The sequence below is a fragment of the Pseudarthrobacter sp. S3 genome (assembly GCF_050156905.1).
GTDB lineage: Bacteria > Actinomycetota > Actinomycetes > Actinomycetales > Micrococcaceae > Arthrobacter.
Map to the genome: position 1 here is coordinate 967787 of NZ_CP189583.1, position 24520 is coordinate 992306.

Sequence of the window (24520 nt, forward strand, 5' to 3'; positions counted from 1 at the left end):
AGTCCAACGTTACCGCCCGCTGGACTTTCCTGCCCGGCGCCGGCCGGCCACGCTGTCCAGCACCAGGAAGAGCATCAGCAGAAACGCCACAGGCAACCCGTACAAGGCAGTGGCGGTGACCCAGGCCGGAGCGGGGGAGCCTGCGAAGGCCAGCGCCATGACGGCGCCCACTGCCACGAGGGAAAGCATGGCAACAACCGCTGCGCAGATCATCAGTGGGCGCCGGTATCGCGAGGGTGTCATGCAGGTAACGCTAACAGCCGGGCGACCGGTAACCTTGAGGAACAGACCAACACGGTCCGTTGCCGTCATACCCTGAACCCGCACATCAGTGCGGATGCGGTGACTGCCGGCCGTGTCAGAAGACGTCAGAACGAAGAAGGTTGATTACGTGCCTACCGGCAAGGTCAAGTGGTATGACAAGGAAAAAGGTTTCGGATTCCTCGCAGGCGAGGACGGCCAGGAAGTCTTCCTGCCCAAATCATCGCTGCCCGACGGCATCACGGAGCTGAAGGCAGGCACACGCGTTGAGTTCGGCGTTGCCGACGGCCGCAAGGGCGCGCAGGCCCTGGGCCTGCGAGTCCTGGACAAAACGCCGTCAATCGCCAAGGCCAAGCGGCCCAGCGCCCGGGACCTCGCGCCGCTCGTCCAGGACCTGGTCAGCGTGCTGGACAACCTTTCCGGAACCCTGTCCGCGGGCAAGTACCCGGAAGGCAACAAGGGCAAGGCCATCGCGGCTGCCCTGCGTAAGGTTGCCGACGAGCTGGACGTTTAGGTCTTGGCCATGGACACGGAAGCTGAACAGCCGGACACCACGGCACCGGAGACGGTGGGCGCCAAAGCCGGGGCCAAGTCCCGGACCGGCGTCCCCGTATGGCGGACCGGCAAGCCGGACGCCTTCCTCGCTGCTGCCGTTGGTGAGGCGCGGACCGCAATCGAAGGCATCACGGCGGCGTCGGACATCGGTGCGCACCTGGCTGCCAAAAGTGAGGGCGACCGCCTGGTCACCCACCTCTTCGAATCAAAAATGGCCGGCTACGACGGCTGGCAGTGGTATGCGGTCCTGACCAGGAATTCCCGCTCCAAGGTGGTCACGGTCAGCGAGCTTGGCCTCCTGCCGTCCGAGGATTCCATCCTTTCCCCGGAGTGGGTGCCGTGGGCAGAGCGCGTCCGCCCCGAGGACGCACAGGCGGCAGAGGAAGAGGAACCGCGCGCAGCTGTTGCTTCCGCTTCGGAGCCGGAGACTTCGCAGGCCGACGCTTCGCCGGCCGAGGCTGACGCTTCCGGGTCCGATGACGAAGACGCCGAGGACGACGAACCCGCCGGCGAGGCTGACTAAGCAGTTGAGAATGCGCAGGGTTGAGGACCAAGAAGGCCGGCACTGATGTCCACCTTCAAATCCCTGCACATCCTCAATTACCGGATCTGGTTCATCGGCGCACTGGTTTCCAACATCGGAACCTGGATGCAGCGGACGGCCCAGGACTGGCTGGTGTTTGACCACCTCACCGAGCACGACGCCGGGGCCATGGGCATTACCATGGCGCTGCAGCTGGGACCGCAGCTCTTCCTGGCGCCCATCGCCGGCCTCGTGGCTGACCGGTACAGCCGCCGGCAGCTGCTGATCATGACGCAGTCAATGATGGCCCTCCTGAGCGCCGGACTGGGCCTCCTGGTGGTGCTCGGCGCCGGCCAGTTGTGGCACGTCTACGGCTTTGCCTTGCTGCTGGGCATGGTGTCCGCGCTCGATGCCCCGGTCCGTCAGACCTTCGTTTCCGAACTCGTGCGGGACGACTACCTGCCCAACGCAGTGGCCCTGAACAGCGCCTCCTTCAATGTCGCCCGCATGATCGGACCCGCCGTGGCCGGCGTGCTCACCGTGGCGGTTGGTCCTGGCTGGGTGTTCCTGATCAATACCGCCACGTTCCTGGCCATGCTCCTAAGCCTGTGGAAAATCCCCTCCGCGTCGCTGCGCCGGCTTCCCCGGGCCGCTCCGGGCAAGGGCCGCATCAGGGAAGGGCTGCGCTACGTCCGGTTCCGGCCGGACATTCTGGTGGTCCTCGTAGCCGTGTTCATCGTGGGCACACTCGGGCTGAACTTCGTACTGTTCATCGCCGCGATGGTGGGCACGGAATTCGGGTTGGATGCCAGCGCCTTTGGGCTTATGAATTCCATCATGGCCATCGGGTCCGTGGCGGGGGCGCTGCTATCCGCCGGCCGCGGCAAACCCCGCCTTCGGATGATCTTCGGCGCGGCGGCTGCCTTTGGCGTGACGTCGGGGCTGGCGGCGCTTGCCCCGAACTACTTCTGGTTCGGCGTAGCGCTGGTGCCGGTGGGCCTGTTCGCGATCACCATGATGACCAGCGCCAACGGCTACGTCCAGACCACCACCGATCCCGTCATGCGGGGCAGGGTTATGGCGTTGTACATGGCCATCTTTATGGGCGGCACACCCATAGGCGCCCCCCTGGTGGGATGGGTGGCCAACGTCGCTGGCCCCCGGTGGTCCCTTTCCGTGGCGGCCGCGTCCGGGATCATCGCCGCCGTGATCGGAATGATCTGGATCATCCGCGCCCAGCAGCTCCGGCTCACCTTCAACCGCCGCGCCCGCGGCCTGCGGTACTTCGGCGTCGTCTCGCATCTGGGCGTCCAACAACCGGGGGACAACGCAAACGGCGCCGCCTGGGACGAAAACCCGGACGACGCCGTCGAACGCTGACAGCTGGCGTCACCACAAAACAGTGCGAACGAACACTTGGGGCCCCGGTATCTGGGCCCCAAGTGTCCGTTCGCGCGGGTGCGCTACTTGCGCAGCTCGCCCACCACGTAATCAATGCTTGCCAGCAGCGCAGTGACATCAGCCGGCTCGATGGCCACAAACGTGGCGATCCGGAGCTGGTTGCGGCCCAGCTTGCGGTACGGCTCGGTGTCCACGATCCCGTTGGCGCGCAGCACCGTGGCAATCGCGGCGGCGTCGATCGAGTCGTCGAAGTCGACGGTGGCGATGACGTTGGAACGGTCTTCCGCCTTGGCCACAAACGGGGTGGTGTACTCGGCGGCCTCGGCCCAGGAGTAGATCCGGCCGGCGGAGTCAGCGGTGCGGGCGGACGCGAAGTCCAGGCCGCCGTTGGCGTTCAGCCACTGCACCTGCGCGTCGAGGGTCACCAGGGTGGAGAGCGACGGCGTGTTGTAGGTCTGGTTCAGCTTGGAGTTGTCGATGGCGGTCTGAAGGTCCAGGAAATCCGGGATCCAGCGGCCACTGGCCTTGATCCGGGCGGCGCGTTCCAGCGCGGCGGGGGAGAAGAGGCCCAGCCACAGGCCGCCGTCGGATGCGAAGTTCTTCTGCGGGGCGAAGTAATAGACATCCGTCTCTGAGACGTCCACGTCCAGGCCGCCGGCTGCGGAGGTGGCGTCTACCACGACCAGGGAACCGGCATCGGCGCCCGCAACGCGCTTGACCGGAGCGGCGACGCCGGTGGAGGTTTCGTTCTGCGGCCAGGCGTAGACATCCACGCCTGCCTCGGCGGCCGATGCCGGGCGGGTGCCGGGCTCGGACGTGATGATGGAGGAGGCGTCCAGGAACGGGGCCTTGTTGGTGGCCGAGGCGAACTTGGAGCCGAACTCGCCGAAGGACAGGTGCTGGGCCTTCTTCTCCACCAGACCGAAGCTGGCGACGTCCCAGAATGCTGTAGAGCCGCCGACGCCGAGGACCACTTCGTAGCCTTCGGGGGCGCGGAAGAACTGGCTGAGGCCTTCACGGACGGAGCCTACGAGGTTCTTGACGGGGGCCTGGCGGTGGGAGGTGCCCAGGATGGTCTTGGACGCCACTAAGAGCGCCTCGAGCTGCTCCGGCCTGACCTTGGACGGTCCCGCGCCGAACCGTCCATCCTTTGGCAAGAGGTCGGCAGGAATAGTGATGCTGGTTTCGCTCACGGGGGCTCCAATTTCGACATGGACGTCGCTCACGTCCGGACGGTGGGGTGGCCGGTAGTCGGCAGTGACTGCATTAAGGGCCTCCCTTATTCTGCCTGAACCCCTCGAGTGGGCAGGAACCGGCACCGTCATAGTCCGGCCAATGAGACCATGTGGGCCCCGTCCGGGGATTATCCGGACAAACTCAAAATAGGCTAAGCTTTTTACCGGACCTCGCCGCTGCTGGACGCGATACGGTGGGACAACGCAAGGTACTGCGCTCGAGGAGCTGAGCTGGATGACGGATCTGATCGATACTACGGAGATGTATCTTCGGACCATTTTGGAGCTTGAAGAAGAGAACATCGTTGCTCTTCGCGCCCGCATCGCCGAACGCCTGCGGCATTCCGGCCCCACCGTGTCCCAAACCATCGGCCGGATGGAACGCGACGGACTGGTGGTGGTCTCCGGAGACCGCCACCTGGAACTGACCGGGGCCGGGCGGAAGCGCGCCACGGAAGTGATGCGCAAGCACAGGCTGGCGGAACGGCTCCTGGCGGACGTGATTGGCCTGGACTGGGCCTACGTCCACGATGAGGCGTGCCGCTGGGAGCATGTGATGAGCGAACGCGTTGAGCAGCGCATTTACGAATTGCTCAACCACCCCACCGATTCTCCCTACGGCAATCCCATCCCCGGGCTGGCGGCCCTGGGCGGGCCGGCGTCGGCGCTGCCTGATGCCGGAGTGATTAATCTCCTTGACGCGATGCAGGCCTACGGGCCGGCGTCGAACGTGACGGTAAGCCGGTTGGCCGAGCCCATCCAGGTGGAGCCTGAGTTGCTGGTCCAGTTGGACGAGGGCGGAATCAGGCCCGGCGCCTCGGTGTCCCTGGAGCGCGTGGGGGAGTACATCTCCGTGCGGGTTCCGGGCATAGAAGGGGCGCTCGAGCTGCCCCCGGAAGTGGCATCGCACGTCTTCGTTTCCATCCGCTGACGGGACGTCGGCTCCCTCGCGTGGGGCCGCGCACTAGCGCAATGGCGCCAGGTTCCGCAAAGATAACGGAATTGTTACTGTCCAACTTAATCGCCTATAGTTGAAACGCAGCGTCGATACAAAAGCGTTACCTGATCCGGAGCCGAGCTCTGCCAGCGGATCAGGTGCACGAGTCACCAACTGGCAGAGGCGGGGGAACCACAACCGGCAGTCGCGAGACTGCCTTGGGGTGAAGTCCGTCAGCAGCAAGCCTCTTCCAGCGAAGGATCCTCACGGGATATCTCTGCGTCAAGTGCTTGTCACGGCGGACCGGGTCTTTGAACTCTCTGACCCGAATCCGACAGCTAACTTCGCAGGCTATCCAGAGAGGAACATTCTTGACCACGCAATACTCCAGGGGCCGCCGTCGCGCGGTTGGCCCCGCTTCGGCGCCGAGAGTGGCCGAGGATTTCACCGCGGAGAGGCCCCGCGACCCACAGCGGGAAGCCCGCCGCCGCCGGGGACCCTTCCGGCAGATGACGGACTTCGCCGCTGCCAGTGGCCTGGGCCAGAAGGCCGGCATCGCCCTGGCGGCAACAGGCCTGGCTCTCACCGTGACGGTTCCTGTGACCGGCCCCGTGATGGCAACTCCTTCACCCGGCCAGGCCGCGTCGGCCGTTTCCGCGGCTCCGCAGCCTGAAGTCACTGCCGAAGCCGCCGCCCAAATAGATTTCAGCCGCTCGTCCGTGGTAACCCAAGGTGATCCCGACGGCAAACTGAAGCAGCTGCTGAGCGCCCAGTCCGCGGGATCCATTACCCGCGCCGCCTCTGCCGGAAGCCTCGGCCCGCCGCTGGCCCAGCTGGCTACAGTCTCTCCCTTCGGATTCCGGGTCAGCCCCATCACCGGCGGCTCCGGCGACTTCCACCGTGGCCAGGACTTCGCAGCGCAGTGCGGAACCTCTGTCCTGGCTGCTGCCAGCGGCACCGTGACCTTCGTTGGCTGGCACCAGTACGGTGGCGGCAACCGCGTGGTGGTGGATCACGGCAACGGCCTTGAAACCACGTACAACCACCTCTCCTCCGCCAACGTCAAGATGGGCCAGACGGTCAGCCGCGGCGATGTGGTTGCCCTCAGCGGCACCACGGGCGCCTCCACGGGCTGCCACCTCCACTTCGAGGTCCAGGTAAACGGCGAAGTCGTTGACCCCAGCGGCTGGCTCTGAATCAAATGATGGCAAACTCTCGAATCGCCGCGACCTGCCGTGACCTGAATGTGACATTGGCGCTGAACTCCTGTAACGTCTAAAGCGCGTCAACTTTTCCGAAGTTGACGTTCTTGAGTGGATTGCCTAGCTCTGCCACCGCTCAAGGTCCGTTCGCATGACATCGTCTGGCAGGGGCGGGGGAACCAATTTTGGTCTTCGAATCTGAAGGCCTTGGGGTTAAGTCGCAAAGCTTCCACTGTGAAGCAGCGTGGCCGGGTGACTCCCATCCGAATCCGACAGCTCACCTCGCAGGCATTGGGAGAGGCTACCTTCGTGTCTTCACGCCATAATTCTGCGCGCCACCGCGCACTACTGGTTCGCACCAACCCCTTGGGATCCGTGTCCAAGGCGGTCAGTGCCAACGCCGGGACCGTAGGTCGCCAGGCTGCTGTTATCGCAGCTGCATCAGGTCTGATCCTGAGCATGGGACTTCCGGCCAACGCCGCGGATACCACCGCCGGTGTTTCCGCCTCTACCGAGTCCGGTTCCGCGCAGACGGCACTTGCCGTAACTGCGGCGCCCACGGCTACCGTTTCCTTCGAGCGCCCCGTGATCAAGACCACGCCGGCACCGAAGGTTGAGACGGTCCGTGCGCAGTCCACGGCCTCCGAAACCGGGGCTCAGGGTGCTGCGGCAACCGAGGTCGCGGCCTCCAAGCTCGCCGACGCCTCCAAGCTCGCTGACACTGTCTCCTCCGCCGCCGCTTCGGGTCTGGCAGCAATTGCCTACACCGGTATCGGCCACCCCTACGTCTGGGGCGGCACCACTCCCAACGGCTGGGACTGCTCAGGCTTCACGCAGTGGGTCTACGCCCAGGCCGGCATCAGCATTCCCCGCACCAATGCCTGGACAGCCATGCGGCCCACCGCCACACCAGCTCCCGGTGACCTGGTCATGCAGAATGGCGGCGCCCACGTTGGCATTTACGTCGGCAACGGCATGATGATCAGCGCACTTAACCCGTCACAGGGCACCCTGCTCCACTCCGTGGCATCCACGGGCTCGTCCGCGTTCTTCACGCTGGCCCCGTAGTTCCCGCCATCCGGCAGTTCCTGCAGCCCTGCGCTGACGGAATGGATTCTTCGCCGGAAACTTTTCGCTAAATCCCCGTTCGGGGCGTGCCGGCGTACCCCCAAGATGCCGGCGCGTCCAAAGCCCTTGGGCTGCCCACGCGGTCCTGAGGAAAACGAAAGAGAGAAATTAATGACTACACGTGCAACTGTTGCACGGCACCGCGCCGAGGTCACCAAGACCAACTCGCTGGCTGTCATTGCCAAAGCTGTCGGCGACAACGCCGGCGGCATGGGCCGCCAAGCTGCGGTTATCGCTGCTGCCTCCGGTCTTGTCCTGACCAGTGGTATCGCTGCGAACGCGGCAGACTCCGGAGTCCAGCGTGAAGCTGCTTCCGCTTCGAACCTCGAAGTTGGGGTTTCCGCGCCTGCCATCATTTCGGCTGCCTCCACCATTGCCATCTCGTACGAGAAGCCAGCCGTGACCACCACGCCGGCTCCTGTTGAGGCTCCCGCGCCGGTTATTGAAGCTCCGGCTCCGGCGAAGCCCGCGGCAACCATCAAGGTCGCGTCGGCAACGCCGGCTGCTCCCTCGGCCCCGGTAGCTGCCAGCGGCAAGGGTGCTGCTATCCTCTCTGCTGCGTACGCCCAGCTGGGTGTGACGCAGGACTGCACCATGCTGGTGACCAACGCCCTGGCCGCCGTGGGTATCAACTACCACGGCTGGCCCGCCGGCTACCTGTCTCTGGGCGCGACCGTTAGTGCAGCCGAGGCCCAGCCCGGCGATCTGTTGTACTACGCAGATGGCGGCGCCGGCGTTGCCCACATTGCCGTCTACGCCGGTAACGGACAAGCCGTGCACGGCGGCTACAACGGCAACCAGACTGTTGTGTTCAGCGCCAACGTTGGTTCAGGACCGGTCTACATCCGCGTGCGCTAGCACCAAAGTCGATCTTCAAAGGACCCCTGCCTCACGGCTGGGGTCCTTTGTTGTTGGCAGGGCTGCTGCAGCGACCCGGACGCGTGTCCCGATCCGACACGTGACTGCTGCTGCGTCCGAAATTAGTTGATCCCGGGATTCTTTGTTTACTCTTGTGGTGTCGATCCATAGCCCGGATATGCCGGGGGCAGCCGGCCCTCGTGCCCCTGACGGGTGCGGCCACGAAGAGGTACGTGCATGCGCACTCTCGTTCTGAATGCTGGATATGAACCGCTGGCGGTAGTCACCTTCCGCCGGGCGCTGGTGCTTGTGCTCACGGGCAAGGCCAGCGTTATTGCCGAAGGCGATGACCCTGTGGTGGGGCCCCAGGAGATTCTGGGCCGCCCGTCCGTGATTCTCCTGAACCGCTACATCCGCCCGAGATACAACCAGGGCACTGCGGTCAGCCGCCGCGGAGTCCTGCGGCGGGACGGTCACCGGTGCGCGTACTGCGGTAAAGGTGCCCACACCATTGACCATGTGCAACCGAAATCACGTGGCGGCGCCGACTCCTGGGAAAACCTGGTGGCTGCCTGCCTTCGCTGCAACAACACCAAAGGCGACCACACTCCGGCTGAAATGGGCTGGAAGCTCAGGTTTGTCCCGGAACCGCCTCATGGCACTATCTGGCAGATCAAGGAACTTGAGAAGCCCACGCCGGCCTGGGACCCGTTCCTGTTGCCGGAACGGGCCGCCTGAATTCCGGCCGCTAGTGCCAGCCCCGCACAGTATTCCAGCCCCCGCACCGTTAAGCTGGGTGGGTGGACGCTGACCCCCTCGACTTCGATGCCGTCATCCTCGCCGGCGGCCGTTCGTCGCGGCTCGGTGGTGTGCCCAAACAGAGCCTGACGTACGACGGCGACTCCCTGTTGCGCCGCTCCGTGGCCGCTGCCGGGGGAGCCCGGGCCGCCGTCGTAGTTGGTCCGGACACTGGGGAAGTGCCTGGCTGGAAAGTACCGGCCGGGTTTCTGCGCTGCCGCGAGGAACCGCCGTTTAGCGGTCCAGCGGCTGCCATTGCGGCCGGGCTGGCGGCCCTGGCTGCTGCGGACGGCAGCCGCCCCGCGCTGACGCTGGTGCTGGCCTGCGACATGCCCAACGTGGGGCAGGCGGTGGCGGTACTGAAGGCTGCGTTGCGTGCACGAGGCCCCGGTGCGGAAAGCTCCGAGGGTCAGCACCCGGGCCGGGAACCGGACGGCGTGTTGGCCGTCTCGGAGGATGGCCGCAGCCAGCCACTGGTTGGCTTTTATAGCACAGCCGCGCTACAACGATCTGTCATCCAACTGGAAACCGCAGGACGATTAATTAATGGGTCGGTGCGGGCACTCCTTGCTAGTCTGGACGTGCAGCATGTCGCCGTTCCGGCCGGCTCCACGGCCGATGTGGACACCTGGGACGATGCCGCCGCACTTGGTGTGGCCGGTTCGGATCCCCTAAGCGGGCTCCGGGGCAACACTGCCGCAGACAATTTGGGAGGCAGCGCGTGAAAAGCCAGGAAGAGACGCTGGAAGAGTGGTGCAGGTCCTTGCTCCAGGCGTATGAACTGGAGGACGTCCAGATCGATGTCAACACCATTCTGTCGCTGGCCGGTGTGGCGGCACACTCAGTGGTCCGCCCGGCCGCCCCTCTCACCACCTTTATTGCCGGATTCGCCGCCGGCCTGGCTGCTGGATCGGGACAGGCTACGAACGCTGCCGCCATGACCGCCGCCATGGACCGTGCCCGCACCCTCGCTGCTGACTATGATGCCGAATCTGCCAGGACCCCCGTCGAATGACTTCCGTTCAGTGACCGCCGCCCCCGGCGACGTATCCGAAAATCCCCAGCAGCAGGCAGCCCCGGCAAAGCACCTTGCCCACACCTGGGAGGAGGCGCGCAAGGCCGCTTTTGATATCGCCACCCCGATTCCGCCGGGCCGGGTTCCCGTGGGCCAGGCGCTGGGCAGGGTCCTGGCCGGCGACATTACGGCGTTGCACGACATGCCGCACTACGCGTCATCTGCGATGGACGGCTGGGCCGTCAACGGCAGCGGTCCGTGGATCGTGGCGGAGACCGGCCAGCGGCTGGCACCCCACCAGGCCAGCCCCATCGTCACCGGCGGGCTGATCCCGCCCGGGGCTAAATCCGTCCTGCGCAGCGAAAGTGCAGTGCTCGTTATGGACGACGACGGCCTGCCGCTGCTGATGACCGGCGGCGCTGCACGTCCCGGCGAGCCCGGGAACGGCCAGCACATCAGGAAGGCCGGCGAGGAAGCCGCCGCGGGAGAAGTGCTGGTCAAGGCCGGCGTAACGCTGAACCCGGCCCATCTGGCGGTCGCGGCCCTGGCCGGGCACGATGACCTGCTGGTCCGGGGCAAGCCGGTGGTTAAGCTCCTGCTGACCGGCTCCGAAGTTGTAGCCCAGGGGCTGCCGGTCCCAGGGCAGGTCCGCGACACCTTCGGTCCGCAGCTCGCTGGCGTTGTGGAAATGCTTGGCGGCATCGACGGCGGCCAGGAACGGATCGGCGACTCTTACGCTGAGTGGCTGGGCGGTCTGGCGGACCTCCCACCCGAGGTTCCCGACCCCTCCGCGCTGCCGGCCGACGTCGTGATCACCACCGGCGGTACGGGCGTCTCGGACACCGATCACCTCCGCCGCGCTGTTGCGGAACTGGGCGGGCGGCTGGTTATCGACGGCATCGCCATGCGCCCCGGGCATCCGGCTGTCCTGGCCGAACTCCCCGATGGGCGCTTTGTCCTGGGGCTCCCCGGAAACCCGCTGGCCGCCATGATGGCACTGTCCACGGTGGGCGAACCGCTGCTGGCCGCGCTGGGCCACGGCGCCATGCCGCCGGTGCAGGAGGTCCCGTGCGGGACCACCATCGAGGCTGAGCCGGGGCGGACCAGGCTGATGCCGTTCCGGCTTTTGTACGGGATGGCGTCACCGGCCAAACACACCGGTCCCGGGATGATGCGCGGACTGGCGTCGGCGCACGGGGTGATGGTTGTTCCGCCGCATGGGGTGCAGCTGGGCGAACCCGTCCCGGCGTTTGCCTTGCCGTGGGGACCGCCGGTGCCCACGCCCGATCAGCCGGGCAGCAAGACCAAGAGTAGGTCCGGCGCGAAACCAGCCACCCGGGCAGCTGGCAAGGACACTGCGAAGCCCGCCGGTCCGGTGGACTGGAGTGCCCTGCTTGGCTAGGCGACGTCCTGCGGAATCCCGTACGCCACAGTTCGGCCAGTGGTGCAATGATGGACCTATGAACAGCGCCAGCCGGCAGGTCCGGAAAGTCCACGGGGCCCTTCAAGACAGTCTGGCGGTTCGCTGATGGGGCGAGTGACGCAGCGCCGCAAGGTGCACAAGTATGTTTTGGATGGCTCGCCCAATGCCCTCGAGTTCCCGGTCCGCCACCGCGAGGACGTCCTCGCCGTCGAAGAGCCGCTGGAAATCCGGCTCGGTCCGCTGTCATTCTCGGTGACCATGCGGACGCCCGGGGACGACTTTGACCTGGTGGCCGGCTTCCTGGTGTCCGAGGGGATTATCTGGGCTCCCGAGCAGCTGGTATCGCTGCGGTTCTGCGCCGGCGAGGACGAAGACGGCGTCCAGACGTTCAACGTGGTGGAAGCCCAGCTGCGGCCCGACGTCGAACTCCCCGCGAAAGGACGGAACGTCTTCACCTCAAGTTCCTGCGGTATCTGCGGCACGGACTCGATCGAGGCAGTGCGCAAGTCCTCCCATTTCAGCCCCGCGGCGGATCCATTGACCGTGCCCGCCCACGTGCTGGCTTCACTGCCAGGACGGCTCCGCGAAGCCCAGGACGTTTTTGACGTTACCGGCGGAGTGCACGCCGCGGGCCTCTTCCGCATAACGGACGACGGCGGCGTGCAGCTCTTGTGCCTCCGCGAGGATGTGGGGCGCCACAACGCCGTGGACAAGGTGGTGGGCTGGGCTCTGCGGGAGCGGTTGCTTCCGCTGACCGGGCTGGTCCTGCAGGTCTCGGGCCGCGCATCGTTTGAACTCGTCCAGAAGGCAGCGTTGGCGGGCATTCCCGTACTGGCGGCAGTGAGTGCGCCGTCGAGTCTTGCTGTGGAGCTGGCGGAGGCCAGCGGCATGACCCTGGCAGGATTCAGCCGGGGCACGAGCCTGAATGTCTACGCCGGGCAGGGCAGGATTACGCTGTCCGCCACGCACGTTCCTGCGCAGGTTCCGGAGCCGGTTCCCGGGAAGGCCGCGGACGAATTAGGCGCGAACGCGCCCGGATAACAGCGGTGCCGGCCCCTTCGGCGGAGATTTACCGTGGTGCTTGGCTATTGAGCTACTAGCCGGTAGATTTTATCCATCGATTGGAAGCTTTTGGTCCGGACTCGAATACTCCAGTTCAAGCACCTAAGAGGGTTTACATTGCATGACGACCGCCGGATCACCGAAGTCCGCTTGGACCGGTTTGTCCGCGAGCGGATCAATCCCGCCGTTTACGCGCGCACCGTTCCGCTCAACCTGAGCAGCTGGGACGCCCCCGGCGAACCGGTGCCCGTGTTGGATGCACTGCGGAATCACTTCGAGCCGCAGGAGCACGGTGCCGCCTGGGGCAAGCCGTGGGGCACCAAGTGGCTGCGCCTCCAGGGCGACGTCCCGGAGGCGTGGGGCACCGGACCGGACACCGCGGTGGAAATCGTGGTGGACCTTGGCTTCATCAACGAAGCCCCCGGATTCCAGTGCGAGGGCATCGCCTGGCGCCCGGATGGCTCCATCATCAAGGCGATTTCGCCCCGGAACCAGTACATTCCCCTGAAACTCCTGGGCAGCGGCATGTCCGTTGACTTCTACGTTGAGGCGGCCGCCAACCCGGACATGGCGCAAGGTTGGACCTTCGCCGCCACACCCTACGGGGATAAGGCAACATCAGGCACGGCGCCGCAGTACCGGCTGGGCAGGATCGCCATCGCCGAACTCAACCAGACGGTCTGGGAACTACAGCAGGACATCGGGACCCTCGCCGGGCTCATGCACGAACTCTCCACCGAGCAGCCGCGGCGCCATGAGATCCTCCGTGCGCTGGAGCGCATGATGGACCAGATGGATCCCGACGACGTCCCGGGCACCGCCGGAGCCGGGCGGGCAACCCTGGCGGAAGTCCTGTCCAGGCCCGCCTATGCGTCCGCCCATCAATTGGTGGCTACGGGCCACGCCCACATCGACTCCGCCTGGCTCTGGCCGGTGCGTGAAACTATCCGCAAATGTGCCCGGACGTTCTCCAACGTGGTGGCGCTGATGGATGAGGATCCGGGCTTTGTGTTCTCCTGCTCGTCAGCCCAGCAGCTGGCCTGGATGAAGGAGTTCTACCCTGAGCTTTTCAGCCGGATCCGGGAAAAGGTCAAGGCCGGTCAGTTCGTCCCGGTGGGCGGCATGTGGGTCGAGTCGGACACCAACATGCCCGGCGGCGAGGCCATGGCACGGCAATTCATTGAGGGCAAGAACTTCTTCCTCGACGAGTTCGGCCTCGAATGCCGCGAAGCCTGGCTCCCGGATTCCTTCGGCTATTCCGCGGCACTGCCTCAGATCGTCAAGTCGGCGGGCAGCCGCTGGTTCCTGACGCAGAAGATCTCGTGGAACCAGGTCAACCGCATGCCGCACCACACCTTCAACTGGGAAGGCATCGACGGCACCCGGCTGTTCACGCACTTCCCGCCCGTAGACACCTACAACGCCGAGCTCAGTGGACGCGAACTGGCGCACGCCGAGCGGAACTTCCGCGACCACGGGCACGGCAACAGCTCGCTTGTCCCGTTCGGCTACGGCGACGGCGGCGGCGGGCCTACGCGCGAAATGCTGGCGGCCGCCAGCCGCACCGCGAACCTCGAAGGCTCGCCCAAAGTCAGGGTGGGGTCCGCCGAGAGTTTCTTCACCCAGGCGGAGGAAGAGTACTCCTCCCTGCCCGTCTGGGTGGGGGAGATGTACCTGGAGCTTCACCGCGGCACGTACACCAGCCAGGCCCAGACCAAGCGGGGCAACCGGCGCAGCGAACACCTGCTCCGCGAGGCCGAACTCTGGTGCTCCACCGCTGCCGTCCGCAACCCCGGTTCGTTCGAGTACCCGGCAGCAGAGCTGAAGCGGCTATGGCGGCTGGTGCTCCTGCAGCAGTTCCACGACATCCTGCCCGGCAGTTCCATAGCCTGGGTCCACCAGGACGCGGAACGTAACTACGCCGCCATCAGCGCCAGCCTGGAAATCCTCATTGGGAAGGCGGCGGCCGTGCTCCTCGGCGGGGGATCGCGGACCTTCCTGCTCAACGCCGCACCGCACGCGCGCAACGGGGTTCCGGCGTTGGCGGCCGCAGAGCTTTCGCCGACCGGCCGGCCGGTCCAGGCAACCGCGCTGAATGGCGGCCATGTGCTGGACAACGGCATCATCAGGGCGGTCCTGGATGCCGATGGCCTGCTTGCCTCCCTGACCGACTACGCCACGGGACGCGAAGCCATCGCTCCAGGTGCGCGCGGCAATCTGCTGGAACTGCACCGGGACACGCCCAACCAGTGGGACGCCTGGGACATCGATGAGTTCTACCGCCGCAACGTCACGGCCCTCACAGCGGCGCAGGCCATCCGGCTGGAGCATGCCGGAACCAGTGCCGTTGTGGTGGTGGACCGGGTTGCCGGCTCGTCACCGGTCACCCAACGGATCACGCTGGATGCCGGAAGCGGATCCCTCACCATCACCACGGCCGTGGAGTGGCAGGAGAGCGAGAAGCTGCTGAAACTGGGCTTCCCGTTGGACGTCAGGGCCGACCGCTCCGCTTCGGAAACCCAATTCGGTCATGTCTTCCGCCCCACCCACGTCAACACCTCGTGGGAGGCTGCCAAATTCGAGATCTGCGCGCACCGCTGGATCCACGTGGCCGAGCCCGGCTACGGTGTTGCGATTTCCAATGCTGCCACCTACGGACACGATGTCACCAGGAGCGTGCGGAATTCCGACGGCGGAACCACCACTTCGGTGCGTCTCTCCCTGTTACGGGCACCGAAGTTCCCGGACCCGACGTCGGACCGCGGCCATCAGGAACTGACCGTGACCATCCGCCCTGGTGCCGGAATCGCCGAAGCCGTGGAGGAGGGGTACCGCACCAACCTTGTGCCCCGGCTGGTCAAGGGCACGCACGGCGCGGAGCCGCTGTTCGCCGTGGACAACCCGGCCCTGGTCATCGAGGCGGTCAAGCTTGCCGAGGACGGTTCGGGCGACGTTGTGGTACGCCTCTACGAGTCCCTCGGGCAGCGGTCCGCCGGCGTGCTCACGGCGAACTTCCCGGTCACGGCCGTTCAGGCCACGGACCTGCTGGAGCGGATCATCGAGGCCCCCGGGGTCAACGCTGCCGCGGCAGAGCAGTCGGTGGAGCTTTTGCTGCGCCCGTTCCAGCTGGTGACGTTGAGGTTCGCGCGGTAGGTGCGGCATGGATGCCGACCGTTCCGCCGCACTCGGGCGGGGCAGCCCTGGGGTGAGTCAGCACTCAGGCGGGGCAGTAAATGCTGACTGGCCGTTAAACGGCTGAGTGGGGGCGGTCCCCAACGGCCCGCCACCACTCATCCCCCCAAAGAATGCAAAGACTCAACGGGCCCGGCGTCCAGAATCTATCCCCGTTCGTGAACAACCGGCACCCAACTTCACACATTCATGATTGTGCCATGTCTAATGATTTTGTGAAAGCACGCAGGGTTACTTTCCGGTAGAAGTCTTTTTCCCAGGCGCATTCAACCCGGACCGCAGCTTGGCTACCCAGATCAGCGCCAGCCCGATGACAAAGCACAGGACGGCGGTGTAGTTGATGACAAACTCCACTGAGTCAAGCGCCGGTGGGAACACCGGGAACAACAGACTCACGCCAATGGCAACCGATCCGAGAACCAGCAGCAATGCCGCCACCCGGATCAAGGCCGGAAGGTTGCTCCGGCAGGCCTGGACCATGGCCGGCAGCAGGACCAGTGAAACGTAGGCAGGGTAGGCACGGCCTGCTGCACCGTAGTACTCCACCAGTAGACCGTTCCTGGCATTCTGGCCTGACATGGCGATTAATCCCGCGGAGGACCCTGCCGTATCCATCATGAGAAACAGTACAAGCACAGCGAGGGAGATCAGGCCCAGGACGGCCATCCCGATCCGTCCCGTGAGCAGCCGGTAAGCGCTGTCGGCCCCAAAGCCCCGGGTGACGCGGATACCCACGAAGAAAATAGCGGCGAAGATGACAAAGCGGAGCAGCAGATTGGCCGCGTTAACCCCGCCGAGCGCCTGGTCGATGGCAAAGTACGGCGCCCGGATGCTGAGCAGGGTGGCGAGCGTCATCAGGGCAAAGATGTAGAAGACTGTCCTGTTCTTCCCCCTCAGGGCACTGGGAACGCGCGCGATGGCCGCCAGGCCGCAGACAGTCAGCGTGGACCACTGCAGGATTTCGATCATCCCAGGTTCTCCCAGATCTTTTCGGTTTTTTCATGGTCATGTTCCTGCCGGCGGAGGGCGCGGCCGAGTGTCTGCAGCCGGTCACCTGCCAGCGTGGTCAGTTCGCCGTCGGATAGGCTGTCGAGCGCGGACTGCCGGGCTTCGGGAAGCCAGCCTGCCTCCGCCTCCGTGACCAGCCCGGTGGCCACCAGGCCGCTGGCAGGGCCGACGCCGGCGGCAAGGGAGGTGGCAACCGCCAGTTCCGGCGCCAGCCGGTTCGCGGTCAGTTGCGCCGAATAGTTCTGCGGGGCGATTCCGGTGGCAACGGAGACCCGGTGCCGCAGTTCGCCGTCGTCGATGGCCTCCACCCAGTTCTTGACCGAGGTGGCGTGCGGGGCCGGCTCCAACGCCGACGAACCGGCCGGCTCGGCAGCCTCGGCAGGCGCCGGCGCGCCGCCCGGGTCCGCGTCTGAACGCGCCAAAACTGCCCGCAGGAGGTCCGCGGTGGAGATCTGGCTGACCAGTTCTGGCCTTGTAGGCGGGTGCGGGTCCGTGAGCAGGCTGTAGGCATCGAACGCCGCCAGCGCAGACACGGGGTTGACGTTATACGCGCGGCTGATGTTGACCACAGTTGTCTCTGCTACCTTGCCCCGGACAAGCTGCTGGGCCAGTGTTGTGCGCTTGATGCCGGACACGCGGCAGACGTCTGCCGTGCTCGTGTGGGGGGCGATGCCGTGCAGCCAGCGCTGGAACGCCTTGGCAGGAATGGGCATATCGGCTCTCTACTGAACGGATGGTCGCTTCCAATTTTAGCCTGATCCCGCAGACGGTTTGTTGCGGCGTGCTGGTTCGACTATGCTTGATGGTCGAGCCCGTTGGTCCGTACACCCCCCAAGTCCGGACCAGCGGGCTCTTTAGTGCCCCGGCACTTTTCGGGGCGGCACATTGCGGATTCACCGCAGTTTCGGGCCGATTTAAGCGGGCTCCTCCGGCCGGGCGGCGGGAGAGGATGGACCAACCTATGACTGCAACCCTTGTTGCCAAAGATCTTTCCGGCGGCCATGACCACCGGACACTGTTCGCCAAACTTTCCCTCACGGTGGCCCCGGGCGACGTGGTGGGCGTGGTGGGCGCCAACGGCGCCGGCAAATCCACCCTGCTGCGACTGCTGGCCGGCGTGGACCAGCCCCAGTCCGGTAGCGTCAGCCTCGCGCCTGCCGATGCCTTTGTGGGCTGGCTGCCCCAGGAACACGAGCGCGTCGCCGGCGAGACTGTGGCAGGTTACATTGCGCGCCGGACCGGCTGCGCCCAGGCCACCGTGGAGATGGAGTCCACCGCCGAGGCTTTGGGTTCCGGCGCACCGGGAGCCGATGACGCCTACTCGCTGGCCTTTGACCGTTGGATGGCCTCCGGCGCGGCAGACCTCGACGAACGCATCCCGCCCGTCCTGGCCGACCTCGGCCTGGACACCGGAGCGCACGCTCCCATGACCGGGCTCTCCGGCGGCCAGGCCGCCCGCGTGGCACTCGCCGCGCTCCTGCTCAGCCGTTTCGATGTTGTGCTGCTGGACGAGCCCACCAACGACCTTGACCTCGCCGGCCTGGCCAAACTGGAAGCTTTTGTCCAGGGCCTGCGCGGCGGTGTGGTGCTGGTCTCCCATGACCGCGAGTTCCTGGCCCGCTGCGTCACCACCATTGTGGAACTGGACCTGGCGCAGAATTCCGTGGCGGTCTACGACGGCGGCTACGATGCCTTCCTCGAGGAGCGCGCCGTGGCGCGGCGCCACGCGAGGGAAAAGTTCGAGGAGTTCGCCTCCACCAAGGCAGACCTGGTCTCCCGTGCCCGGACCCAGCGCGAATGGAGCTCCCAGGGCGTGCGGAACGCCATGAAGAAGAGCCCGGACAATGACAAGATCCGCCGGGCCGCCAGCACCGAGTCATCGGAAAAGCAGGCACAGAAGGTCCGGCAGATGGAATCCCGGATTGCCCGGCTGGACGTGGTGGAGGAGCCGCGGAAGGAATGGCAGCTGCAGTTCACCATCGGCCAGGCGCCGCGCTCCAGTGCGGTGGTGGCCACCTTGCGTGACGCCGTCGTGAAGCAGGGAAGCTTCACGCTGGGCCCGGTGAACCTGCAGCTTAACGCGGGGGAGCGGATCGGGATCACCGGCCCCAACGGAGCCGGCAAGTCGACGCTGCTGCGCCTGCTCCTGGGCGTGCAGATGCCCGACGCCGGCAACGCGGCCATGGGCGCCTCGGTAGCCGTCGGCGAAATTGACCAGGCCCGCGGGCTGCTGGCCGGCCATCTCAATCTTGGCGACGCCGTCGAAGCCGTGCTCACGGACCTGACGCCGGCGGAGGTCCGTACCCTGCTGGCCAAGTTCGGGCTGAAGGCGGACCACACCACACGCCCGGTGGATTCACTGTCGCCGGGGGAACGCACCCGCGCCGCCTTGGCGTTGCTGCAGGCACGGGGAGTGAACCTGCTGGTCCTGGATGAACCCACCAACCACCTGGACCTGCCCGCCATCGAGCAGCTGGAAGAGGCCCTGGAAAGCTACGAGGGCGCGCTGCTCCTGGTGACGCACGACAGGAGGCTGCTGGAGAACGTGCGGCTGGATGTACGGTGGAATGTGGACAACGGAACGGTAACTGAACTGATGGCAGACGCAACGGAGCAACAGCGATGAGCATGGACGGCGTTGCCTGGCACTCCCTATACAACATCTCCCGGGCCAAAAACGGCTCCCGGCCCTTCTCCAAGGCAACGCTGAAGCGGGTGCTGGGTTTCGCCCGCCCCCACCGGACAAAACTGATCGCGTTTGTGGCGCTGTCCATTGTGATGGCGTTCCTGGCTGTCGCCACGCCCGTGCTGGCCGGCCAGGTGGTTGACACCATCGTGGCCAAGGCGGGTACCGACGAAGTGATCCGGCTGGCGATGCTGATCGCCGTGGTGGCCGTAGCCGAAGCAGGGGTGGGACTCGTCAGCCGCTGGCTGTCCTCCAACATCGGCGAAGGCGTGATCGTGGACCTGCGCACCCGGGTCTTTGACCATGTGCAGAAGATGCCCATTGCGTTCTTCACCCGTACCCGCACCGGGGCCCTGGTCAGCCGGCTGAACAACGACGTCATCGGCGCCCAATCCGCCTTCGCGGGAACCCTTTCCGGTGTGGTCAGCAACGTGGTGGCCCTGATCCTGACGCTGATCGTGATGCTCGGGACCTCCTGGCAGGTCACGGTGCTCGCCATGATCTTGCTGCCGATCTTCCTCATCCCCGCCCGCCGGATGGGCTCCCGGCTCGCGGACCTGCGCCGTGAGGCCGCAGACCACAACGCAGCCATGGGCACCCAGATGACCGAGCGGTTCTCCGCTCCGGGCGCCACGCTGGTGAAGCTCTTCGGCCGGCCGGATGAGGAATCCCGCGAGTTCGCTCTCCGGGCCGGCCGCGTCCGGGACATCGGCGTCCGCACCGCCATGCTGCAGTTCACCTTCGTCACCGCGCTGACGCTGGTCTCCGCGCTCGCCTTGGCGCTGGTCTACGGGCTGGGGGGCTGGCTGGCCATTGGCGGGCAGCTCGCCGCGGGCGACGTCGTGGTGCTGGCACTGCTGCTGACCCGCCTGTACGCCCCGCTCACCGCCCTGTCCAGCGCCCGCGTGGAAATCATGAGTGCACTGGTCAGCTTCGAGCGGGTCTTCGAGATCCTGGACCTCAAGCCCCTGATCCAACAGAAGCCCGACGCCGTGGCCATCCCGCCGGGACACGTTTCGGTGGAGTTCGACGACGTCCGCTTCGCCTACCCCTCCGCGGACAAGGTCTCACTGGCCTCGCTCGAGGAAGTATCCACGCTGGACACCCGCGGCGGCGAAGAGGTGCTCCATGGCATCAGTTTCCGCGTGGAACCGGGGCAGACCGTTGCCCTGGTGGGTTCATCGGGTGCCGGAAAGTCCACTATCGCGCAGCTGCTTTCCCGGCTGTACGACGTCGATTCCGGCGCTGTGCGGCTCGGCGGCACCCTTCCCGGGACCGGGCTGGACGTCCGGGACGCCACCTTCGATTCCCTGCGGGACACCCTGGGTATGGTCACCCAGGACGGGCACCTGTTCCACGAATCCATCGCCTCCAACCTCCGGCTCGCCCGGCCGGACGCCACCGAAGAGGACATGTGGGACGCCATCCGGCAGGCCCGCCTCGAAACCATGATCCGGTCCCTGCCCGACGGACTGGACACCGTGGTGGGGGAGCGCGGCTACCGGCTCTCCGGCGGCGAACGCCAGCGCCTCACCATCGCACGGCTGCTGATCTCCCAGCCCCGCGTGGTCATCCTCGACGAGGCCACCGCCGCACTGGATTCCACGAACGAAGCCGCCGTGCAGGCGGCCCTGGGCGCCGCGCTCGAGGGGCGCACCGCCGTCGTGATTGCCCACCGGCTGTCCACCATCCGCGCCGCCGACGTCATCCTGGTGGTGGAGGACGGGCAGATCGTGGAGCGCGGGAACCACACGGAGCTGCTGGCCGCCGATGGCCGGTACGCCGAGCTCTACCAGACGCAGTTCGCCGAGGCCTCGGCAGTGGCAGCGGAAGCCGTTCCGGAGTACTAGCCCAAGTTCTCAGCGGCGCAGCGCAGCCAGTTCCGGAAGGATGTGGTCGGTGAGCAGTGGGGCGAGGTCCGCGGGCAGCGGCGCGCCCCGGTCCAGCGCTGCCAGGTCCAGCCAGCGGATCTCGGCGATCTCAGCTGAGGGGTGTGCCGTCCAGGTTCCGGGTGCCGTAAACACGGTGGCCTCGATGTCCGTGGCGGCCTCGTTGGCGGCGTCGGCGATCCAGACGCCCATCAGCTCCAGCTCGCGCGGATCCACAACGATCCCCACTTCCTCCTGAAGTTCCCGCGCCGCGGCGTGCACGGCGGTTTCACCGGCTTCGGGTTTGCCGCCGGGGTGCATAAACATGCTGGTGCCGCGCTTGCGGACGGTCAGGAGCCGGCCGGCGTCGTCGAAGACACAGACGGCGGAGACAACGATGCGGGCTTTCACGGTACCGAGCCTAGCCTGTTCCGACGGGCCGCTTCAGGCAAGTCGCTTCAGACCAGCCGCTTCAGCGCGGACGTCAGCAGCAGGTCCTTGCGCGGGCCGGTCACATCCCAGGTGTAACTGAATGCGTCCGCGCCTTCGTAGTTGTACGCCACGCGGTACGTATCGGGATCGCACCAGTGCCGGTCCTGGCTGGCCTCCGGGCTGAAACTCATCTGGTGGAAGGGCCGCCCGTCGGCAAAAAACACGTCCAGGGCATCCGGCCGGGCGGCGGGTTTCAGGACGTATTCGCGCGAGGCTGGACCGGTAAAGGTAGGCCACCGCATGGTGCCTTCTTCACGGAAGTCCAGGCCGCCGTCGTGCGTGGGGGAAAAACGAACGACGCCGGCAAAGGTCCCGTGGGTGCCGGTGGACCGGTCCAACAGCAGCCGTTCGACGGCCCAGTTCCCCTGAACGGGAAGGTTCCCATAGGGCCGGGGGCCATGCAGGTATGCGCGGAGGTCGAACTCCGGGGAAGGAAGATTCAAGTGCCCTCGATTGGAATCGAACCAACGACACCGGCTTTAGGAGAGCCGTGCTCTATCCACTGAGCTACGAGGGCGCATGTCCGCCATACCGGCAGGGCCGGTCCGTCCGGACACGGATACAAGCATACAAGGTGGTGGGCCGTACTACGCTCTTGGCATGAGATCAGCCCCGACATCCGCCCCCGCCGGGGCCTACCTCCCGGACACAGCCTCCACCCGCCAGTACATCGGCGCCTGGTCCGTCCTGAGTGTCCTGCAGTATTTTGTGGCGGAAACGGCCGTGATCGGAGCCTGGGGCGGCCCGCAACCCTACGACCGCCGGACCGGATACATCAGCGACCTCGGCGCGCTTAACTGCGGGATCTACGACGGACGGGACGTGTGTTCGCCGCTGCATTGGCTGATGAACGCCTCGTTTGTGGTCCAGGGCCTGGGGATGTTGCTTGGTGCAGTGCTGCTGGGCTCGGGGTTGCTGTGTGTCGCTGCCCGGGCCGGGGCCAGGGTCCAGCCGGCGCGCCGGAAGCCCTGGTTGGCTGCGGTCGGGGTTCGGATTCTGACCGGCGCCGCCGGTGCCGGGACCATAATCGTGGGGCTGGTGCCGGAAGACGTCGGCTCCGGCTGGCACTTCGTCGGCGCGTTGATGTACTTCCTGGCCGGCGCGTTGGCACTGCTGCTGCTGGGCGTGTTGTGGCTGCGGCAGACGCCCCTGGGGTGGTTCGTGCTGGTGTGCGGGCTGGTGTCGCTCGCCGCACTGGTGACCGGCGGCCTCACGCGTTTGGACGTGCCGGAGCCGGGCACGCTGGAACGGCTGATGGGTTATCCGGTCACCGTAGGCGTAGCGGCCGCGGGCCTCGTGATCGCCCAGCGGGTGCGCCGGCAGCGCAAAGTCGGGCGCGCTACTGCTGCCGCGCGGGCCTAGTCGGTTTTTGCGGGCTTTTTGCGCAGGAACACTGCCGCGGCCCCGGTCAGCAGGCTAAGAACGAACAGCACCCACCCCGCAACCGTAAGCCCGGACGCCAAGGCGACCTGGCCGGCGTCGGCCGTTTCCGATCCCAGCGCGGCGTCGATGGCGACATTGCCCCACAGCCGGACCACCACAAACAGCAGCGGCCCCGCCCAGAGAGCCCAGCGGAGCGTCTTCCTGGCGGCGTTGGTCCCGATCAGGAGCAGCCATGTGAAGCCGAAGATCAGGGGGAACAGCGTGCCGGCCGTTTTGTGGACGTAGTTGAGCTGGCCGCGGGCGTCGTCATCCATGACGGCGTTCAGTTGGCCGATGTAGCCGGCGTCAAAACCTCCCACGAGCGAGTCGGGCATGGCCAGGCCGCCGGAGAGTTGGGTGAGCTGCTGCAGCGTGAGCAGGTGGACGTACCAGAACAGGAACAGGCTCACCGTCACGCCCGCGATGAGGATCAGGTTGGTGTTGTTCTGGGCCTTCTGCGGCGAACGGCCGGTGGTGGGGTTGATCACCGGCGGAAGGCTGTGCTGCGGAACAGCCGCCTTGGAGCCGTGCTTCTTGATCCGCTGCGCTGGGGTTTTGGCCATGGCACCATTATCACTCCACCTAAACTGGGTCCATGACCATTGGCCGGCACAGCACCCTTGAACTTGACCCCGCCCTGGACGACTACCAACTGGCATCCGCCCTGGTGCGCGAAGCCGGGCAGCTCGCCCTCCTGATGCGCATGGCCGGACTGCAGTCCCAGCAGAAAACCTCCATCTCCGACGTGGTGACCGCCGCGGACCACGCCGCGGAGTCCTATGTGCTGGAGCAGCTGCAGCGCTGCCGGCCGGAGGATGGCATCCTGGGGGAGGAGGGCGCCTCAGTGGCCGGCACCAGCGGCCGTACCTGGGTGATCGACCCCGTGGACGGCACCTACAACTTCCTGCACGGTTCAACGTACTGGTGCTCGGCCATTGCCCTTAAAGACACATCCGATGTACTGCTTGGCGCGATATTCCAGCCGGAGGAGGACAAGCTCTGGCTCGGCGGCACGGCCCACGCGGCCACTCTGAACGGCGGGGCCCTCACCACTTACCATGGCCCGGGCGCTGTCCCGGACGGGGGGGCGCGTAACGCGACCGCACTCGCCGAACTCGGCGCGGCCACGTATATCCACCCCACCTGGCTGATGGATCCGCTCTGCGCCATGCCGTGGCACGCGGCCGCCACGTCCGCCGCGGCGCTGCGGATGTTCGGCTCCGGGTCCTGCGACCTGGGCAGGGTGGCCGATGGCCAGCTGGGATGCTGGTTCCAGCACAGCTGCCCGGAATGGGACTGGCTGCCCGGCAAAGCAATCGTCCGGGCCGCCGGCGGCGCCACGGACACGGTCCGGGTCAACGGGCTGGACTGGTTTATGGCGGGAGGCACGACGGCGGTGCGGGAGTTGCGTGCCGCCCTCGAATCGGGCTCCGCGGCCTGAGGCCGGGCCGCCT

General features: G+C 66.2%; 24 protein-coding genes, 1 tRNA gene and 2 riboswitches. Of the genes, 17 read left to right on the plus strand and 8 right to left on the minus strand.

The window, feature by feature from the left end; translation table 11 throughout:
- Positions 1 to 9 precede the first annotated feature (9 nt).
- Positions 10 to 243: a hypothetical protein gene (locus ACQCSV_RS04725; protein ID WP_354155797.1), complete on the minus strand. Its 234-nt coding sequence runs from the start codon at positions 241 to 243 to the stop codon at positions 10 to 12.
- A 148-nt stretch (positions 244 to 391) separates the two neighbouring features.
- Here ACQCSV_RS04725 and ACQCSV_RS04730 point away from each other — a divergent pair, with 148 nt between their 5' ends.
- Genes ACQCSV_RS04730 through ACQCSV_RS04740 form a run of 3 tightly spaced genes read left to right on the plus strand, consistent with a single transcriptional unit; the run spans position 392 to position 2719 of the window.
- Complete coding sequence (locus ACQCSV_RS04730; RefSeq protein WP_160677866.1) at positions 392 to 775, plus strand: cold-shock protein; 384 nt, start codon at positions 392 to 394, stop codon at positions 773 to 775.
- Positions 776 to 784: 9 nt separating this feature from the next.
- Positions 785 to 1339 carry a DUF3027 domain-containing protein gene (locus ACQCSV_RS04735; protein ID WP_426939217.1) on the plus strand — a complete coding sequence of 185 codons (555 nt, stop codon included), beginning with the start codon at positions 785 to 787 and terminating at the stop codon, positions 1337 to 1339.
- Positions 1340 to 1384: 45 nt separating this feature from the next.
- Positions 1385 to 2719 (plus strand): MFS transporter, encoded by a 1335-nt coding sequence (locus ACQCSV_RS04740; RefSeq protein WP_426939218.1) that lies wholly within the window; start codon positions 1385 to 1387, stop codon positions 2717 to 2719.
- An 83-nt stretch (positions 2720 to 2802) separates the two neighbouring features.
- On the opposite strand, the gene serC is transcribed toward ACQCSV_RS04740, so the two are convergent.
- Positions 2803 to 3933: a phosphoserine transaminase gene (gene serC / locus ACQCSV_RS04745; protein ID WP_426939219.1), complete on the minus strand. Its 1131-nt coding sequence runs from the start codon at positions 3931 to 3933 to the stop codon at positions 2803 to 2805.
- A gap of 277 nt (positions 3934 to 4210) precedes the next feature.
- Here serC and ACQCSV_RS04750 point away from each other — a divergent pair, with 277 nt between their 5' ends.
- The 10 genes from ACQCSV_RS04750 to ACQCSV_RS04795 all read left to right on the plus strand — a co-directional run bounded on the left by ACQCSV_RS04750 (position 4211) and on the right by ACQCSV_RS04795 (position 15551).
- Positions 4211 to 4906 carry a metal-dependent transcriptional regulator gene (locus tag ACQCSV_RS04750; protein ID WP_354155793.1) on the plus strand — a complete coding sequence of 232 codons (696 nt, stop codon included), beginning with the start codon at positions 4211 to 4213 and terminating at the stop codon, positions 4904 to 4906.
- Positions 4907 to 5061: 155 nt separating this feature from the next.
- A riboswitch (cyclic di-AMP (ydaO/yuaA leader) is annotated at positions 5062 to 5280 on the plus strand.
- Between the two features lie 3 nt (positions 5281 to 5283).
- Positions 5284 to 6108, plus strand: coding sequence for a M23 family metallopeptidase (locus tag ACQCSV_RS04755; protein ID WP_426939220.1), 825 nt, complete (start codon positions 5284 to 5286; stop codon positions 6106 to 6108).
- A gap of 148 nt (positions 6109 to 6256) precedes the next feature.
- Positions 6257 to 6419: riboswitch (cyclic di-AMP (ydaO/yuaA leader) on the plus strand.
- 70 nt (positions 6420 to 6489) lie between these two features.
- The gene (locus tag ACQCSV_RS04760) at positions 6490 to 7182 is read left to right on the plus strand and encodes a C40 family peptidase (protein ID WP_426939525.1); all 693 of its coding nucleotides are present in this window, start codon (positions 6490 to 6492) and stop codon (positions 7180 to 7182) included.
- Positions 7183 to 7353: 171 nt separating this feature from the next.
- Positions 7354 to 8100: an NlpC/P60 family protein gene (locus tag ACQCSV_RS04765; protein WP_426939221.1), complete on the plus strand. Its 747-nt coding sequence runs from the start codon at positions 7354 to 7356 to the stop codon at positions 8098 to 8100.
- A 237-nt stretch (positions 8101 to 8337) separates the two neighbouring features.
- Positions 8338 to 8838, plus strand: a complete 501-nt coding sequence (locus ACQCSV_RS04770; RefSeq protein ID WP_104062827.1) for an HNH endonuclease — start codon at positions 8338 to 8340, stop codon at positions 8836 to 8838.
- 62 nt (positions 8839 to 8900) lie between these two features.
- Positions 8901 to 9623 carry a molybdenum cofactor guanylyltransferase gene (gene mobA, locus ACQCSV_RS04775; RefSeq protein ID WP_426939222.1) on the plus strand — a complete coding sequence of 241 codons (723 nt, stop codon included), beginning with the start codon at positions 8901 to 8903 and terminating at the stop codon, positions 9621 to 9623.
- The gene (locus tag ACQCSV_RS04780; protein ID WP_354159323.1) at positions 9620 to 9913 is read left to right on the plus strand and encodes a DUF6457 domain-containing protein; all 294 of its coding nucleotides are present in this window, start codon (positions 9620 to 9622) and stop codon (positions 9911 to 9913) included. The genes mobA and ACQCSV_RS04780 overlap by 4 nt, the downstream gene beginning before the upstream one ends.
- Before the next feature lie 10 nt (positions 9914 to 9923).
- Positions 9924 to 11315 carry a molybdopterin molybdotransferase MoeA gene (locus ACQCSV_RS04785; protein WP_426939223.1) on the plus strand — a complete coding sequence of 464 codons (1392 nt, stop codon included), beginning with the start codon at positions 9924 to 9926 and terminating at the stop codon, positions 11313 to 11315.
- A gap of 126 nt (positions 11316 to 11441) precedes the next feature.
- Positions 11442 to 12377, plus strand: a complete 936-nt coding sequence (fdhD, locus tag ACQCSV_RS04790; protein ID WP_354155787.1) for a formate dehydrogenase accessory sulfurtransferase FdhD — start codon at positions 11442 to 11444, stop codon at positions 12375 to 12377.
- A 138-nt stretch (positions 12378 to 12515) separates the two neighbouring features.
- A complete protein-coding gene (locus ACQCSV_RS04795) occupies positions 12516 to 15551 on the plus strand; it encodes a glycoside hydrolase family 38 C-terminal domain-containing protein (protein WP_354155786.1) in 3036 nt (1011 codons plus the stop codon).
- Between the two features lie 270 nt (positions 15552 to 15821).
- Here ACQCSV_RS04795 and ACQCSV_RS04800 read toward each other — a convergent pair whose 3' ends face one another.
- Together ACQCSV_RS04800 and ACQCSV_RS04805 are read right to left on the minus strand one after the other, a co-directional pair.
- Positions 15822 to 16559 carry a hypothetical protein gene (locus ACQCSV_RS04800; protein ID WP_354155785.1) on the minus strand — a complete coding sequence of 246 codons (738 nt, stop codon included), beginning with the start codon at positions 16557 to 16559 and terminating at the stop codon, positions 15822 to 15824.
- Positions 16556 to 17311 carry a hypothetical protein gene (locus ACQCSV_RS04805; RefSeq protein ID WP_354155784.1) on the minus strand — a complete coding sequence of 252 codons (756 nt, stop codon included), beginning with the start codon at positions 17309 to 17311 and terminating at the stop codon, positions 16556 to 16558. Before ACQCSV_RS04805 ends, ACQCSV_RS04800 begins: the two co-directional genes overlap by 4 nt.
- 248 nt (positions 17312 to 17559) lie before the next feature.
- Between ACQCSV_RS04805 and ACQCSV_RS04810 the strand changes: the two genes are divergently transcribed.
- Together ACQCSV_RS04810 and ACQCSV_RS04815 are read left to right on the plus strand one after the other, a co-directional pair.
- A complete protein-coding gene (locus ACQCSV_RS04810) occupies positions 17560 to 19224 on the plus strand; it encodes an ABC-F family ATP-binding cassette domain-containing protein (protein ID WP_354155783.1) in 1665 nt (554 codons plus the stop codon).
- Entirely contained in the window at positions 19221 to 21134 is a 1914-nt protein-coding gene (locus ACQCSV_RS04815) for an ABC transporter ATP-binding protein (protein WP_354155782.1), read from the plus strand. The genes ACQCSV_RS04810 and ACQCSV_RS04815 overlap by 4 nt, the downstream gene beginning before the upstream one ends.
- A 9-nt stretch (positions 21135 to 21143) precedes the next feature.
- Here the strand turns inward: ACQCSV_RS04815 and ACQCSV_RS04820 are convergent, their stop codons facing one another.
- The 3 genes from ACQCSV_RS04820 to ACQCSV_RS04830 form a co-directional block, all read right to left on the minus strand.
- A complete protein-coding gene (locus tag ACQCSV_RS04820) occupies positions 21144 to 21563 on the minus strand; it encodes an NUDIX domain-containing protein (protein ID WP_354155781.1) in 420 nt (139 codons plus the stop codon).
- 47 nt (positions 21564 to 21610) lie between these two features.
- Complete coding sequence (locus ACQCSV_RS04825; RefSeq protein ID WP_354155780.1) at positions 21611 to 22087, minus strand: DUF6314 family protein; 477 nt, start codon at positions 22085 to 22087, stop codon at positions 21611 to 21613.
- Position 22088: 1 nt separating this feature from the next.
- Positions 22089 to 22161, minus strand: a tRNA-Arg gene (locus ACQCSV_RS04830).
- Positions 22162 to 22244: 83 nt separating this feature from the next.
- On the opposite strand from ACQCSV_RS04830, the gene ACQCSV_RS04835 reads away from it, so the two are divergent.
- Positions 22245 to 23006 (plus strand): DUF998 domain-containing protein, encoded by a 762-nt coding sequence (locus ACQCSV_RS04835; RefSeq protein ID WP_354155779.1) that lies wholly within the window; start codon positions 22245 to 22247, stop codon positions 23004 to 23006.
- Here the strand turns inward: ACQCSV_RS04835 and ACQCSV_RS04840 are convergent.
- On the minus strand, positions 23003 to 23629 hold the full coding sequence (locus tag ACQCSV_RS04840) for a hypothetical protein (protein WP_426939224.1): 627 nt from the start codon (positions 23627 to 23629) through the stop codon (positions 23003 to 23005). The two genes, ACQCSV_RS04835 and ACQCSV_RS04840, sit on opposite strands and share 4 nt — an antisense overlap.
- 32 nt (positions 23630 to 23661) lie before the next feature.
- On the opposite strand from ACQCSV_RS04840, the gene ACQCSV_RS04845 reads away from it, so the two are divergent.
- On the plus strand, positions 23662 to 24507 hold the full coding sequence (locus ACQCSV_RS04845; RefSeq protein ID WP_426939225.1) for an inositol monophosphatase family protein: 846 nt from the start codon (positions 23662 to 23664) through the stop codon (positions 24505 to 24507).
- The last annotated feature ends 13 nt before the right edge of the window (positions 24508 to 24520 follow it).